General features: G+C 69.5%; 14 protein-coding genes. 11 read left to right on the top strand and 3 right to left on the bottom strand.

The features are described from left to right. The first annotated feature begins 62 nt into the window (after window positions 1-62). From FMP39_RS09120 to moaD, 11 genes are all read left to right on the top strand, one after another. Entirely contained in the window at window positions 63-1016 is a 954-nt protein-coding gene (locus FMP39_RS09120) for an SDR family oxidoreductase (RefSeq protein WP_194858308.1), read from the top strand. Between the two features lie 165 nt (window positions 1017-1181). Continuing rightward, entirely contained in the window at window positions 1182-1973 is a 792-nt protein-coding gene (locus tag FMP39_RS09115; RefSeq protein WP_011552625.1) for an isoprenyl transferase, read from the top strand. After that, window positions 1970-2800 (top strand): phosphatidate cytidylyltransferase, encoded by an 831-nt coding sequence (locus FMP39_RS09110; RefSeq protein WP_011552626.1) that lies wholly within the window; start codon window positions 1970-1972, stop codon window positions 2798-2800. The genes FMP39_RS09115 and FMP39_RS09110 overlap by 4 nt, the downstream gene beginning before the upstream one ends. Before the next feature lie 84 nt (window positions 2801-2884). Continuing rightward, the gene (gene rseP / locus FMP39_RS09105) at window positions 2885-4516 is read left to right on the top strand and encodes an RIP metalloprotease RseP (RefSeq protein WP_167371071.1); all 1632 of its coding nucleotides are present in this window, start codon (window positions 2885-2887) and stop codon (window positions 4514-4516) included. 7 nt (window positions 4517-4523) lie between these two features. Further along, a complete protein-coding gene (locus FMP39_RS09100; protein ID WP_141589567.1) occupies window positions 4524-5027 on the top strand; it encodes a septal ring lytic transglycosylase RlpA family protein in 504 nt (167 codons plus the stop codon). A gap of 11 nt (window positions 5028-5038) precedes the next feature. Continuing rightward, complete coding sequence (tsaB, locus tag FMP39_RS09095) at window positions 5039-5776, top strand: tRNA (adenosine(37)-N6)-threonylcarbamoyltransferase complex dimerization subunit type 1 TsaB (protein ID WP_026113974.1); 738 nt, start codon at window positions 5039-5041, stop codon at window positions 5774-5776. Window positions 5777-5828: 52 nt separating this feature from the next. Continuing rightward, complete coding sequence (locus FMP39_RS09090) at window positions 5829-6863, top strand: aspartate-semialdehyde dehydrogenase (RefSeq protein WP_141589566.1); 1035 nt, start codon at window positions 5829-5831, stop codon at window positions 6861-6863. A gap of 125 nt (window positions 6864-6988) precedes the next feature. Then, the gene (locus tag FMP39_RS09085; RefSeq protein ID WP_228557826.1) at window positions 6989-7888 is read left to right on the top strand and encodes an MXAN_2561 family MXYO-CTERM-anchored protein; all 900 of its coding nucleotides are present in this window, start codon (window positions 6989-6991) and stop codon (window positions 7886-7888) included. After that, window positions 7885-8613 (top strand): MXAN_2562 family outer membrane beta-barrel protein, encoded by a 729-nt coding sequence (locus tag FMP39_RS09080; RefSeq protein WP_141589564.1) that lies wholly within the window; start codon window positions 7885-7887, stop codon window positions 8611-8613. The genes FMP39_RS09085 and FMP39_RS09080 overlap by 4 nt, the downstream gene beginning before the upstream one ends. A gap of 7 nt (window positions 8614-8620) precedes the next feature. Continuing rightward, on the top strand, window positions 8621-10453 hold the full coding sequence (locus tag FMP39_RS09075) for a PKD domain-containing protein (RefSeq protein WP_141589563.1): 1833 nt from the start codon (window positions 8621-8623) through the stop codon (window positions 10451-10453). Window positions 10454-10461: 8 nt separating this feature from the next. After that, a complete protein-coding gene (gene moaD, locus FMP39_RS38550; RefSeq protein WP_141589627.1) occupies window positions 10462-11142 on the top strand; it encodes a molybdopterin converting factor subunit 1 in 681 nt (226 codons plus the stop codon). Window positions 11143-11151: 9 nt separating this feature from the next. Here moaD and FMP39_RS09065 read toward each other — a convergent pair whose 3' ends face one another. The 3 genes from FMP39_RS09065 to FMP39_RS09055 all read right to left on the bottom strand — a co-directional run bounded on the left by FMP39_RS09065 (window position 11152) and on the right by FMP39_RS09055 (window position 14918). After that, window positions 11152-11955 carry a hypothetical protein gene (locus FMP39_RS09065; RefSeq protein WP_141589562.1) on the bottom strand — a complete coding sequence of 268 codons (804 nt, stop codon included), beginning with the start codon at window positions 11953-11955 and terminating at the stop codon, window positions 11152-11154. A 48-nt stretch (window positions 11956-12003) separates the two neighbouring features. Continuing rightward, window positions 12004-13266 (bottom strand): CmlA/FloR family chloramphenicol efflux MFS transporter, encoded by a 1263-nt coding sequence (cml, locus tag FMP39_RS09060; RefSeq protein ID WP_141589561.1) that lies wholly within the window; start codon window positions 13264-13266, stop codon window positions 12004-12006. 341 nt (window positions 13267-13607) lie between these two features. Continuing rightward, window positions 13608-14918, bottom strand: coding sequence for an RIP metalloprotease (locus FMP39_RS09055; RefSeq protein ID WP_228557825.1), 1311 nt, complete (start codon window positions 14916-14918; stop codon window positions 13608-13610). Window positions 14919-14920: the final 2 nt, after the last annotated feature.

Below are 14920 nucleotides of genomic sequence, written 5' to 3'. Positions count from 1 at the left end.
TAGGGTGCGAACACGAACCACTGCGGTCCACGGTCGTCCGTGGGCTTGGAGGAGTGCCCGCCATGAAGCCACTCGGAGGACGCGTCGCCCTGGTCGCTGGAGCCACACGAGGCGCGGGGCGCGGCATCGCCACCATGTTGGGAGAAGCCGGCGCCACCGTGTACTGCACCGGGCGCAGCGTGCGCGGACGGCCCGCGACGGGCTCGCGGCCGGAGACCATCGAGGAGACCGCCGAAATCGTCGACGCCAAGGGCGGCCGGGGCATCGCCGTCCGCGTGGACCATTCCGTCGAATCGGAGGTCGAAGCCCTGTGCGCGCGCATTCAGCGGGAGCAAGGACGGCTCGACATCCTGGTGAACGACATCTGGGGCGGCGACGGACTCACCGAGTTCGGCCCGGCGTTCTGGAAACAGTCCGCCGCGAAGGGGCAGCAGATGTTCGAACGGGCCGTCTTCACGCATCTGCTCACCAGCCGCCACGCCGTGCCGCTCATGCTGGACGGTGAGCGGGGGCTCATCGTCGAAATCACGGATGGGGACTCGTTCGGCTACCGCGGCAACCTCTGGTACGACCTGGTGAAGATGTCCGTCATCCGGCTCGCCTTCGGGATGTCCCGGGAGCTGCGCCGCACGAAGGTCACCGCGCTGGCGCTGACGCCCGGCTTCCTCCGCTCCGAGGAGATGCTGGAGAACTTCGGCGTCACGGAAGCGAACTGGCGCGATGGCGCGGCGAAGGACCCGCACTTCATCGCCTCGGAGAGTCCCTGCTTCGTGGGCCGGGCGGTGGCGGCGCTCGCGGCGGATCCGAACGTGGGCGCCAAGGCCGGCGGTGTCTTCAGCTCCTGGGCCCTGGCACGCGAATACGGCTTCACGGACGCCGACGGCTCCCAGCCGCATTGGGGCGACTACTTCGCGCGCGCCTTCGGCAGGCCGTACCAGGTCGCGGACGAGGACGCCTACATGTCCTGGCGCGACGGCCCCATGGAGATTGCCAGCCCGGATTGGCCCCGGGGCTGAGAGGCCTCCGAGTGAATGGTTGCCTACTTACGCCTACATGGCGCCTGCGCTCTGACGGGGGACGGCCACCCACCGCCACCGGGCGACCAGTCAGGGGCCGACCGTGACGGTTGGGGCACGCGCCCGTGGACGGCGCGCGGCGGCATCGCTAGGGTGCGCGGCTTCATGGAACGCCCTTCAGTGATTTCCACCCTGGAACAAGCCGTCAAGGCCCGGCCGATGCCGCGCCACGTGGGCATCATCATGGACGGCAACGGGCGATGGGCGGAGTCCCGAGGGCTGCCCCGGCTGGAGGGGCACCGGGAGGCGACGTCGAGTGTGCGCGAAGTGACGCGCACCGCGCGCCGCCTGGGCATCCAGGCGCTGACGCTCTACGCGTTCTCGTCGCAGAACTGGGCGCGTCCGGCGGAAGAGGTCGCCGGATTGATGGACCTGCTCCGGGAGTATCTGGAGCGAGAGCGCTCCGAAATCCTGGACAACGGCATTCGCCTCAACGCCATTGGAGACGTGGACCGGCTGCCGCGCTACGTGCGTGATCCGCTGGACCGGCTCCGGGCCGACTCCGCGCACAACACCGGCATGGTGCTGTCGCTGGCGTTGTCCTACGGCGGGCGTGAGGAGATCCTCCACGCGGCGCGGCGGCTGGCCGAGGCCGTGGAGCGTGGGGAGCTGGCGGCGGGACGGTTGGAGGAGAGCGACTTCGAGCAGTTCCTCTGGACGCAGGGACTGCCCCCGTTGGACCTGATGGTGAGGACCAGTGGGGAGCTGCGCGTGTCCAACTTCCTGCTCTGGCAGATGGCGTACGCGGAGATGTGCTTCACCGACGCCTTGTGGCCGGACTTCCGTACTGACGAGTTCCTCCGCTGCGTGTCGCAGTACCAGCAGCGTGAGCGCCGCTTCGGCCTCACGTCCGCACAGGTGCAGCGGGAGGACGCTCCTCAGCAGGCCAAGGCGTGAACGACAAGAACCGAAACCTCGTCATCCGCGTCGTCTCCGCGGTGACACTGCTGCCGCTGGTCCTCCTGCTGCTGTTCCTCGGTGGTTACTGGAGCGCGGCCCTGCTGGGCGCCGCCGCCGCCGCGTGCGTGGGTGAGTACTACCTCATCGTCCAGAAGCGCCTGACGGTGGCCTCCTGGGTCGGCATGGCCTTCGCCGCGGTGCTGCCCTTCCTGCCCATGCGGGACGCGGCGCGCACGGGCGAGACGGCCTTCTGGCTCACCATCGTCTTCGCGTTCTTCGCGTGGATCTACCACCTCTTCAAGGGGCCGCTGGCGGAGGCGCCCACCCGCACGGCGCACCTGGTCAACGGCTTCCTCTACGGCGCGGTGGGCCTCACGGCCGTGTCCGCGCTGCGCCTGTTGCCCGACCACGGCTTGGCCTGGGTCATCTGCGCGCTGGTCATCACCTGGGCCAATGACACCGCCGCCTACTTCTTCGGGCGGTTCCTGGGGAAGCACAAGCTCTACCCGGAGGTGAGCCCCAACAAGACGTGGGAGGGCTTCTTCGGGGGCATGTTGGGCTCGGTGGGCGGTATGTTCATTGCCCGGCAGTTCTTCTTCCCCGTGTTCACGGTGTGGGACTGCGTGCTGCTGGGCATCGCCGGCGGCATCCTGGGGCCGGTGGGCGACCTGTGTGAGTCCATGCTGAAGCGGGCCTACGGGGTGAAGGACTCGGGCGTCCTCATCCCCGGGCACGGTGGTGTGTTGGATCGCATCGACGCGCTCCTGTTCAACGCGCCCCTGGTGTTCGTCTACGTGCAGTTCGTTCGGGGCCTGCTGCCCTAGGGACCGCCTCTTTCGGCTGCCCGCCTGCTCGGCGGGCCCGGTTGCGCGTTGTCCGCCTGGGCGCCCACGATTACTGTTGCGCCCATGCTCCAAAACATCGGGTTCTTCGTCATTCTGCTCGGCGTGCTCGTCACGGTGCACGAGCTTGGCCACTTCCTGGTGGCGAAGGCCTGTGGTGTGAAGGTCCTGAAGTTCTCCATCGGCTTCGGACCCAAGTTGATCGGCTTCACCAAGGGCGAGACGGAGTACCAGATTGCCCTGCTGCCGCTGGGCGGCTACGTGAAGATGGCGGGCGACATGCCCCACGAGGAGCTCAGCCCGGAGGAGGCCAGCCGGGGCTTCCTGGCGCAGCCCCCGTGGAAGCGCGGCCTCATCGTCCTGGCGGGGCCGGCCTTCAACCTCATCTTCCCCATCCTCGTCTATTTCTTCGTCTTCCTGGGCCCGCACCAGGCCACCTCCACCTACGTGGGAACGGTGAGCGAGGGCATGCCCGCGCAGGCCGCCGGCATCCGCCCTGGAGACCGCATCCTGTCCGTGGATGGCGAGCCGGTGCGCACGTTCAACGACATGCGGGAGGCGTTCGTCGGCCGCTTCGAGCGGCCCGTCCCCATCGTCCTGGAGCGCAACGGCCAGAAGCTGACGCTGGATGTGACGCCCACGAAGAACGTGGAGACGTCCCCCATCGACACGGTGGAGCGCGGCTCCATTGGCGTGGAGGCCGTGTCGAAGCCGCCCATCGTCGGCGTGCCGCCGGGCTCGGTGGCGGAGAAGGCCGGACTGCGGACCTTCGACCGCATCCTGGCCGTCAACGGCGTGAGCGTGGAGACGGAAGCGCGCTTCCAGCAGGAGCTGGACAAGCACGCGGAGGGCGCGCCCCTGGAGCTCACCCTCCGGCGCATGGACTCCGTGGCGGCGGGCGTCGTGACGGGGCGGGTGCCCTCCGTCCTGAAGCTCACCGTGCCGAAGCAGCCGGGCGTGGGTCTGGCGACGGTGGGCGCGGAGACGTCCGACCTGTACCTGGCCACCGTGGCGCCGGGGAGCGCGGCCGAGAAGGGCGGCCTGCGGCCCGGAGACCGCATCATCGCCCTGGATGGCGAGAAGCCGGAGTCCTTCGTCAAGTTCTCCTCGAAGCTGAACGCCCTGAAGGAACGTTCCTTCCAGCTGACGTGGCGGGGCGCGGACGGCGAGCGCACGGAGACGCTGGCGCAGGCGCCGCTGAAGACGGAGGACGAGATGGGCACGGCGAGCTCGCCCATCGTCCTGGGCGTGCGCAACTGGGTGCTCTCCGCGGCGGACATGCCGGTGCTGGATGAGGTGACGGTGCATCTGGGGCCGGGCGCCGCGCTGAAGCAGGCCGCGCTCATCGTCCCGAAGATCGTCGGGCAGATGGTGCGGGTCCTCGGCGGGCTGCTGGTGGGCTCGGTGCCGATGAACACCGTGGGCGGCCCCATCATGATGTACCAACTGGCGTCGAAGAGCGCCGAGCAGGGCCTGGACAGCTTCCTCCACCTGATGGCGCTCATCTCCATCAACCTGGGGGTGATGAACCTGTTGCCCATTCCCGTGCTGGACGGCTTCCACCTGCTTTCCGCCGCCTGGGAGGGAATTCGCCGCCGCCCCATCCCTGTTCGCGTCCGCGAAGTGGCCAACATGGTGGGGCTCGCGCTGCTCGTCCTGCTGATGTTGTTGGCCGTGACCAACGACATCACCCGCTAGAGGACGCATGCGAGGAATCGCCGTTGCCGGACTGCTCTGCTTGGGTTTCACCTCCGCGTGCGCCTCGCGCGCGGCCAGGCCCGACCCGGTGGAGGAACCCGTCCGCCCGTCGAAGTCGCCGAAGTCCCGCAGTGGTACGCCCGGCGTGACGCGGCGCGAGCAGATGCCGCGCTCGTACCTGGGCGAAGGGTTGGCCTCGTTCTATGGCCCCGGCCTGCACGGGCGGCCCACCGCGAGCGGGGAGCGCTTCGACCAGGAGGCGATGACGGCCGCGCACCGCAAGCTGCGCTTCGGCTCGTGCCTGCGCGTGGTGAACATGGAGAACGGGCGCGCGGTGAAGGTGCGCGTGAATGACCGGGGGCCCTTCATCGACGGGCGCATCGTGGACCTGTCCAAGGGCGCCGCCCGGAAGCTGGACATGCTGGACAAGGGCGTGGTGCGCGTCCGGCTGTACCGCTGCGAGGACCGGGTGTCGGAGATTCCGCAGGCAATGTGGGCCGCGCCGGTGTAGTGAGCCGTCCCATGTTTCTCTCGCTGGACACCTCGACGTTGACGTTGTCGCTGGCCCTGGTGGAGCGAGCGCCGGATGGCGCGCTGCGCACGCTGGAGCACGTGGTGGTGGGGCCGCCGCGGAAGCAGAGCGAGCTGCTGCCCGGCATCGTCGGGGAGCTGCTCGAACGTCATGGCGCCACGCTGCCCGCCCTGGAGGGGCTGGTGGTGGGCCTGGGGCCGGGCTCCTTCACGGGGCTGCGCATCGGCCTGGCGACGGTGAAGTCGCTGGCCTACGCGACGAAGCTGAAGGTGGCCGGGGCCTCGTCGCTGGCGGCGGTGGCGCTGGAGGGCCCCGAGGGTGTGCCGCTGTACTGCCTGGCGGTGGCGCGCAAGGACGACCTGTACCTGGGGGCCTACGTCCGTCAGGGCGGGACGGTGGAGCCGTTGGAGCCGGAGACGGCCATGTCACCCGCGGAGGTGGCCGCGCGCATGGCCGCCGAGCCCCGGGCCGTGGCGCTGGGGCCCGCGCTGGTGGACTACCGCGCCGCCCTGGAGTCGCAGGGCGTGGCGCCACACCGGCTGCTGGCGGCGCCGACCTTCCCGTCAGCGGTGGCGCTGGCGCAGCTGGCGCGCTTTCCGGAAGCGCAGTCGCTGGAGGCGCTCTTCGCCATGGAGCCGCACTACGTGCGGGCCTCGGAGCCGGAGCGCAACCCGAAGTTCCCGCCGCTGCCCGGGCCGGCGCCCACCGCACGGTTGAAGGAAGACTGAGCCGCCTCGTGGTGCTCGCGCTCCCGGCCTCCGGTGGCGTAAAGGACGCGCCATGAGAGACGACTTGACGATTGGCGTGGTGGGCGCGACGGGCGTGGTGGGCCGCGAGGTGCTCGCCGCGCTGTACGCGCAGGACGTGCCCGCTGAACAGGTGCGCGTCTTCGGCTCCGAGCGCTCCAAGGGCATGGAGGTGGAGTACGGCGAGGACTCGCTCGAGGTGGAGCGCGCGACGCCGGACGCCTTCCGGGGCGTGAAGCTGGTGCTGCTGGCCACGCCCGCCGAGGCCTCTCGCACGCTGGCTCCGGCCGCGCAGGCCGCGGGCGCGTGGGTGGTGGACGTCAGCAGTGCCTTCCGAGGTGACGGCAACGTCCCCATGGTGCTGCCGGGCTTCAACACGGACGTGCTGGGCGCGGGCTTCACCTTCAAGGGCCGCATCGTGTGTCTGCCGGGGGCGGTGACGACCGCCGCGGTGCACGTGGTGGAGCCGCTGCGGAAGGCCTTCGGCGTGACGCGCGCGCAGGTGACGGCGCTGATGGCGGCGTCCAGCGCGGGTGTGCGCGGCGTGGCGGAGCTGGAGAAGCAGACGGCGGACCTGCTGTCGGGCCGCGAGCCGGAGCCGCACGCCTTTCCCCACCGCGTGGGGTTCAACCTGGTGCCGCAGGTCGGCGGCTTCATGGTGAATTCACCCTGGACGGAGGAGGAGGGCGGCTGGACGCTGGAGGCGGCTCGGCTCTTCTCGTCCAAGGGGGATGTGCCCGTCATCGCCGGGACGGCGGTGCAGGTGCCTACCTTCTACGGCCATGGCCTCACCCTCAACGTGCAGCTCAAGAAGGCGGGCCCGGTGGAGCAGGTGCGCGCGGCCCTCAAGACGTCCGGGGCCTTGAAGGTGCTGGATGTGCCCGGTGAGCGTGTGTACCCCATGCCCATGCTCGTCACGTCCGACCCGGCGGTCCATGTGGGCCGGGTGCGCGCATTCCCCCAGGCGCCGGAGTGGGTGACGCTCTTCGCCTCGGTGGACAACGCCAGCCGGGGTGCAGCCCTCAACCTGGTGGAAGCCGGACTCCGCCTGGCCGAGCGCCCCGCCTGACAATTTGGCAAAGCCTCCGTGGCCGTCCTGCCTGTTTGGCGCGGCGGGACGGCCCTCCCGGAGTGATGCCCAGCGGACGGGAATGCGTTTCATGTGGCCTCCCGCTTGCTAGCCTGGGCGTACCCATGCGCCTCACTCTCGTTGGCCTCTTGCTCTTCGCGTCGACTGCCCTGGGGCAGACCGTGACGTTTTCAGCCACGGGCGACATCATCCAGAACGATCAGATTGTCGTCTCCCAGGAGAACTGCGGCTTGGACCGCACGGTCAACTGGACGCGTGTCGCCGGCAATTGCGACGTGCTCCACCTCTGGCTCTCGAACGAATCGAGTTGCACGGGCGCGCCAGGGGCGGGCGACCTGTCTCTCGACGAGATCCCGGTAAATGATACTCGGCTGACGGGGACGGTGACCTTCAACGCGTCCGAGGCGCTGGTGGCGGACGGCGCCAAGTGCGAGTCACAGACGTCAACCAAGACGTTCCGGCTCTGCGCCACGACCAAGCGGCTGGGGGGATTGGGCACTTGCGACGACTCGTTCGTTTCGATTGGGACGCCCTCCATCAGCTTCATCTATGACCCGGAGCCCCCTGCGGTGCCGGAGACTCCGAGCGTCACGGGGCTGGACGCCGCGCTGAGTGTCTCTGTCAAGGTGCCGAGCGACGCGGTGTTCATGGAGGTGCAGGTCCTTCAGTCCGTTCCGGGCGAGGATGGTGGTGTGGGCGCGGGTGAAGTGATTTCGACGAAGCGGCAGGTTTCGTCGAACGCGGTCTTCCGCATGGATCAAGGGCTCGAGAACGGCGTCGAGTATGCCGTCCAGGCGATTGCCATCGACAGGGCGGGTAACCAAAGCGAACCTTCGCCCGCGGCGACAGGGACGCCCATTGCGAGCAACGGCTTCTACCAAGGGTACCTCGGAGCTGGCGGCGCGGAGACGGGCGGCTGCGCCGCGGCGGGTGGTGGCATCACGGGATGCGCGATGCTGGCGTCCCTCGGAGTCTGGCTGTCGTCGAGGAGGAAGCGGTCATGAGTCGGGCATCGGCCCTGGGAGTCGTGGCGCTGCTCGCCACGCTGCCCGCCTGGGGGCAGGACACGGTAGTGGTGGAGGAGGAAGTCTCGCTGCGCTCGCCACGTTCGGGCGGCATTCAATTCCGCTTGGGTGGCTACAAGCCCCTCATCGACGAAGAGCCCGGCCTCACGGGTACGCCGTACCAGGACTACTTTGGCGGCGAGTCGCTGCTGACGTTCGAGGTAGAGCTCCAGAGATACTTCTACCAGGGCGTGGGTACGGCGGGCGTGGGCTTCTCCGCGGGCTACGGCGAGAAGTACGGAACGGCGAAGCTGGCCTCCGGTGCGGACGCCGCGGAGCGTACTGCGCTGCGTCTGATTCCCCTGAGCCTCAACGCCTTCTACAAGTTCGACTACGCCGCCTTCGAGTGGGGCATCCCGCTGGTGCCTTACGGCAAGCTGGGGCTCATCTACACGCCGTGGTGGATCCTCAAGGGCACGGGCACTGAGGCCGTGGGGGGCAACCGGGGTTCGGGCGGCAAGTGGGGCTGGGGCGCGACGGGTGGCGTCGCCTTCATGCTGGACGTCCTGGAGCCGCGCTTCGCGCGCGACTTCGACTCCGACCTGGGCGTCAACCACAGCTACATCTTCGCCGAGTACACCTATGCGGATGTGGACAACTTCGGCGGGCCGGGGCTGAACCTGTCGAACCGGCGCTGGATGTTCGGACTGGCGCTGGACTACTAAGCGGCTCATGCCGCTCATTCCGCGCCGCCCTGGGTCTTTTGTCGCGCTCCTCCTGATGACGGTCGCCGTGGGCCCCTGGGCCTCCGGCTGCCGTCGCGCGGTGCGGCCGGACCTGGGGCAGGACCGGACGGTGGAAGCGGGCGTGCCGGTCGACCTCGGCTCGCAGCGCGAGGACGCCACCGCCGTCACCTGGGACTTTGGTGACGGCAGCGACGCCCAGACGGCGCCGTGGGTGTCCCACGCTTTCTCCCGGGCAGGCGCCTATACCGTGCGCGCCCTGCACGAAGGCGAGGAGGTCGGCCGCGTCCAGTTGACGGTGGTGCCTCGGCCCGTGCTGCGCGCGGTGCCCTCCAGCGCGCGCACCGTCATGTGGCTGCCTGAGCTGCGCGGCCACGTGGAGCAGTTGATGGACTTCTACGCGCGGCTCGTGGGGCCGGAGAACGCGCGGCGGGCCGTGGAGTCATCCCCGCTGCTGCCGCTGCTCTTCGCGGACCTGGAGAACGGCACCGGCTCGGTGGTGGACCCCGACGAGGGCTTCGGCTTCTTCCTGCTCCCGGAGTTCGACGGCGTCGTGACGCTGCTGGGCATCACGGAGCCAGAGGCGGCCCTGAAGGCCGTTGCCGGTGAGCTGGAGCGGGCGGGGCACGGCGTGATGCCGCAGCCAGACGGCTCCGCCACGGTGGAGCCCGCGTCGGGCGGGCCGCCGATGTTGCTCTTCGAGGACCGAGGCTACCTCTATCTCGCCGTACCGGAGGGGCTGGAGGAGCCCGACGAGGGCGAGTCTCAGCAGGCGCAGGTGCTGGCCATTCCCGACGCGGAAGTGGCCCGCCAGGCGGTGCGAAGCCTCACGGGGCCGGGCATCTCCGAGGATGCGCTCCTGACCGAGCTGCGAGGGAAGGTGGCGAGCGGCAGCATGTACCTCTTCTCCGGGACACAGCCCGGAGTGGCGCCTGATGAAGAAGGCACCCATCCGATTCGCGGCTTCGCCGCGTCGCTGGCGGTGAAGCCGGAGCGAGTGGACCTGGATGGCTTCCTGTCCTCCTCGGCGCCATTGTTCCAGGGCGCCCGCGCGCCCGCGTCGGCGTTGCTGAAGGACGCGGAGCTGGGTCCCATCGCCGCGGCGCAGATTTCCGTGCCGCCCGAGGAGCTGGCTCGGCTGGTGTTCGGTGCGCCGGGCTCCGAGCGCCGCGAGCGCATGGTGGCGTCCTGGCGTCGTGAAGGACTGGATGTGGAGGCGTTGCTCAAGGCGCTGCGCGGCGACGTGGTGCTGCGCGCGTACTTCGACATCCCGGCCTTCTTCCGCAACTTCATCCGGAACAAGCGGCCCGACATCAAGGGCTCCATCGTGTTCGAAGCGGGGCTGACGGAGTCGGAGCCCGTGCGGGCGCTCGTGCAGAAGCAACTGGAGGACTCCGTGCTGCGCTACACGACGCAGCAGGAGGCGAATGGCACGCTCTTCCGGACGCGGGTTCGGGAGCATCCGGTGGAGCTGCGCATCACGTCTGAGCGCGCCAGCCTGCTGGCGGGGGAGCTGCTGCAGGGCCGTCCTCGCGGAGACGTGGGCGCCGAGCTGCGGGAGCGCTTCGGTGGTGAGGCCTTCAGCTCGGGCCACGTGTCGGTGATGGTGGACCTGGGCCGGCTGCGCGCGGACCTGCGCGCGGCGGAGAAGATACCTGGAGTGCCCAATATGCTGCTCGGGGCGACGAAGGCGCTTTCGGGGGCGCTGCTGGATCGGATTACGCCGCTGGACTCGGGCTTCCTCGACTTCAGCCCGGTGGAGGGCGGGGGCCGGCTCAAGGGACGCCTGTCCTTGCGCGCGGAGCAGGAGGCTTCGCGTTGAGCGGCGACATGGCGGACGCCGGGAACGTGCGCATCACAGTCCTCTATTTCGCCGCGGCTCGCGAGCGCACCGGGCAGGTGCGTGAGTCCCTGGACTTGCCCGAGGGCTCGCATGTTCGGGACGTGTTGCGGCTGCTGAGCGCGAAGTACGCGGCGCTGGTGCCACTCCTGCCGCATCTTCGTGTGGCCGTGGACCAGGAGTTCGTCGGTCCGGATGCCCCGGTGCGGGATGGGGCGGAGCTGGCGCTGATTCCCCCCGTGGCGGGAGGCGCACCTGGGAAGTTCCTGGTGGTGGACCGGCCCCTGCGGCTGGAAGAGGTGGTGGAGGCTGTCAGCGGGGAGTCCTACGGCGGGCTGGTGACGTTCAGCGGCTCCGTGCGCAACCAGACGAAGGGCCGCCGCGTGTTGCGCTTGGAGTACGAGGCCTACGCGCCCATGGCGGAGAAGAAGCTGGCGGAGATTGGGGCGGAGGCCGCGGAGCGGTTTCCCGGCGTGCGCGTGTCCATCATCCATCGCGTGGGAACGTTGGTACCCGGCGAGCTGGCCGTCGTCATCGCCGCGGCGTCGCCGCACCGGAAGGAGGCGTTCGGTGGCTGCGAGTACGCCATCGAGCGGCTCAAGCAGGACGTCCCCATCTGGAAGAAGGAGTTCTTCGAGGATGGGGAGGTCTGGGTCGGCCTGGGGCCCTGAAGCCCCGTCTCAGCGGACGCGCAGGAAGGCGGGGACCGTGACGTCGTCACCGCCGTCGGGCTGCATGCCGAGCTCTTCATCCGTGAGCGGACGCAGTGGCGTGTCCAGGCCCATGGCCTTGCGGCGCGCGGCTTCCTTGTCAGCAGCTATCTTCATGGCGCGGACCTTGGATTCCTCGATGCGCTGGGGCGTGGGGCCCGCGATGAGGAAGCCCACGGGCAGGCTGAGGAAGAGGATGCTCACGATGATGAGCCAGCCGAAGTCCTTCCACTGGAGCCGGTTGACCTGTTCCTTGACGACGGAGCCTTGGATGCGCAGCGAGAGCTGGCCTTCCGAGAGGCGAAGCGTCATGCCCTCCGCGAGCTCCACTGTCGTGCGTCCGTCGTGCTGGCGCAGGTCCGTCTGCGGCACGGCGGCATAGGAGGTGCCTTGGATGGCGCGCTCGGCACGGGCAGCGGGCGGCAGGTGGATGCGCCAGCCCTGAGCGGTGCGCTCGGCGAGCAGGAACGGCTCTTCGGGCAGGGTGAAGCCGTAGAGCGGTAGCGGTGCCGTCTCGTCCGGGGCGGCGTGGATGTTCGAATGCTCCGGCCCATAGCTCCACGCCTCGGACAGATTGTTGCCCCAGTACAGCTCACAGAAGAGTCCACCGCCTGCCTTGGTGTTCATCGCGGGGGGAAGCATAGGGCCTTGCATGGCTCGCGGCTCCTTCATCGTCCAGGAGACGTCTTCCGAAAGACGGCCGACGCCCGGTTGGTCCCTGGACAGCCGGGAGGCGGGCAGGGTTCCGTCCCAGGCGGGAAAGGTGGAAACCACCGCCGCGCCGCGGGAGCAGGCCCCCGCGGCGCGGTTGTGGGACGTCTGCTAGGGGGCCTCGGGGCTTTCCGCCATCGCGGGCTTCGTCAGGACGCGTTGTCGGCGCTGGAGGCGCTGAAGCGCCGTCAACGTCACCCCTGCCATCAGGGACGCGTATCCCACCAGGGGCCACGCCGTGTCGCCGTCCAGCAGGACGACCATCAGCGTTCCGAGGACGCCGACGATGAGGCTCTGGATGCAGAAGTAGAGCGCGACCGCCGTTCCCGCCACATCGCCAAAGGCCTGGAGTGCGCCATTCGCGGTGACGGAGACGGAGAACACGATGCCGGCCGAGATGAGCCACATCGGCGCGACGAACGTCCAGAACGACGGCGTTGCCAGGAGCTGTCCGGCCGTCAGGAGCCCAGCCCCGAGCAGCAACATGCCCATGCCCCGCGTGAGGCTACCCGCCAGCCCCCAACTCCCCACGAAGCGCTTCGCGAAGCGGGTCGTCAGAATCATCGCGAGCGCGGCGGTGGCGAAAGCCAGGCTGAACCCGAGCTCGGAGAAGCCGGCCTGACCGATGAGCACCCGGGGCGCCGTGGAGAAGAACACGAAGAAGGAGCCCATGGCCGCGCTGAAGCCCAGGGTGTACGTCCAGAACGTGGCGCTGCGCAGGATGTGCCGGAACGCGGGACGCGACGGGAGGCCCTGCGCCGGGCGCGTCTCGTGCCACCGTGGCAAGGCTTGCAGCAGCGCCGCCGTGGCCAGGACTCCGAGCGTGATGAAGATGGCGCGCCATCCCCAGCGCTGCATGAGCAGCGCCCCCGCGATGGGCCCGAGCGCGGGGACGAAGGCCAACATGGCGCTGAACAGGCTGTAGAGGGTCGCGCTCTCGGGGCGCTCCGCATAGACATCGCGGACCGTCGCGAACGTGGCGACGAGGGCCGCGGATGCCCCCATGGCTTGGACGAGCCGAAGGCCGACGAACATCGCGGCATCCGAGGTTCCCGCGAGCAGGAAGGAGGTGACCGCGAACAGGAGGGCGCCTGTCAGGAGCACTCGGCGCCGGCCGATGCGGTCGGAGACCGGGCCAAACACCATCTGGCCGAGCCCAAGCACCGCCATGTACAGGCTCAAGGTGAGCTGGACGATGGCGGGTGAGGTGTTGAGGATTCCGGGCATCGCCGGAACGACTGGCAGGTAGATGTCCATGGCCAGTGAGGCCAGGAGGTCGAAGGGCGCCATCAGCAACAGCGCTGCTGGCACAGCGTGATTCCACGACGGGGATTTGAAGTCAGGCACGATTGCATCCGCACAAATGAGGAACATCTGGCGGCGCTCTGCCTCTCCACGGGTACCGGGATGAGCTGGGGCAGATGGCCGCGGCAACGATGGACGTGTCGCCGCGGCTCACTCATCTGCGGATACGGTGCTTCCCATTCGCTGGCTCCCATGCGGCGCGTCTGCGCTCGAAGGTCGGGGCTGGGTGTCGCAATCACGGCGGTGCTGAACAACCGTCCGCCGTGACCGGACGGGACGTAGCCGCCGAGTCTTCCTGACACGAGGTGCAGCGCATGGCATGGCCGGAGGGGGGGACTGGCGCCGCGTGTGGCAGCTCCCGGTCCGTGGGTTCCGGCAGGCGCGGCACCAGGGGCAACACCGGATGCTGTCTACGTCCCCGCGTCAGCTCCTGCCGCGGCTGAACGCGTCGTGGCAGGACTGGTGCTCTTTCCAGTGCTCGCAGCGGTTGTCCCAGCAGGCCCGGCCCCCGTCGTGCCAGCATCGGCCGCCCCGGCAGGAGTGGCGCCAGCCGTGTCGCCTCCCTTCACCGGCGCGCCAGGCGTCTGAACAGGAGAGGGGGCTGTGCCCTTCGAGGAATCTGACGCCGCAGGCGACGGCTGTTCTGTCCCCGCCGTCCCCGCATCCTGAGCCGGCGATTCCTCCACGCCGAACCGCGCCGGCAACGCGCGCCGAATCTCTGCGGTCGCCATCAAGACCACGGCCGCGGCGATTCCCAGGAACCCCACCGTCTGCGCCAGGGTCTCCACGCGAGGGGGAATCCGCCGGCCGCTCGCCGCCTCGACCAGGAGCAGCACCACGCGGCCTCCATCCAGCCCAGGCACGGGCAGCAGCGTCAACAGCGCCAGCACCACCGACGCGGCCACCAAGGTCCGCAGCAGGGCATCCGTCCCCGACGACATCGCATCCGCGGACTCCTGCCGCACCAGCGCTCCGGGGCTCGCCGCGTCCGCGCTCTCCAGGCCGTGCTGCATCATCCGCTTCAGCAGCGCCACGCCTTCCTCGGCCACCTTGACGGTGTGCGTGAACGAATGGCTCAGCGCCTCACCCGCGCCGTGCGCCTTGTAGACGTACTGCTGGCTCACCCCGATGCGGCCCGTGCCCCGCTCATCCGGCCGGGGGCGCACCACCACCGAGCGCGCATCGCCGCCGCGCTCCACGCCCAACTCCAGCGGGACACCCGGCGCCGCGCCCACCTTCTCCACGAACTCCGACCAGCTCTTCAGCGGCTGTCCCGCGACATTGACGATGCGGTCCCCCGGCAGCAGCTGTGCGCGCGCCGCCTCCGAGCCCGGCTGCACCGTCCCCACCGTCAGCGGCACCACCACGTGCGTGCCCGACGTGTACAGCGCGAACAGGACACCCAGCGCGAGCGCATAGTTGGCCAGCGGCCCCGCCAGGATGATGAGGATGCGCAGCAGGGGCCCGCGCGCGGCGAAGCCCGCGGCCTCGTCGGCGTCCGCACGGTGCGGGTTCATCCCCTGCAGGTGCGCCGTGGCGCCCAGCGGCACCGCCGCCACCACGTACTGCGTCCCCCATAGGCGGAAGGACACCAGCGGTGGACCGAAACCGAACACGAAGCGGGGCACCCGCACACCGAGCAACCGCGCGGCGACAAGGTGCCCCAGCTCATGGATGGTCAGCAGGCCTCCCAGGGCGAGCAGGACGAGCGCGTAATGCATCC

This window comes from Myxococcus sp. AB056, assembly GCF_006547365.1.
Classification (GTDB): domain Bacteria; phylum Myxococcota; class Myxococcia; order Myxococcales; family Myxococcaceae; genus Myxococcus; species Myxococcus virescens.
Note: the sequence above shows the minus strand (reverse complement) of the source record. Positions and strands in the feature narration are given on the sequence as shown.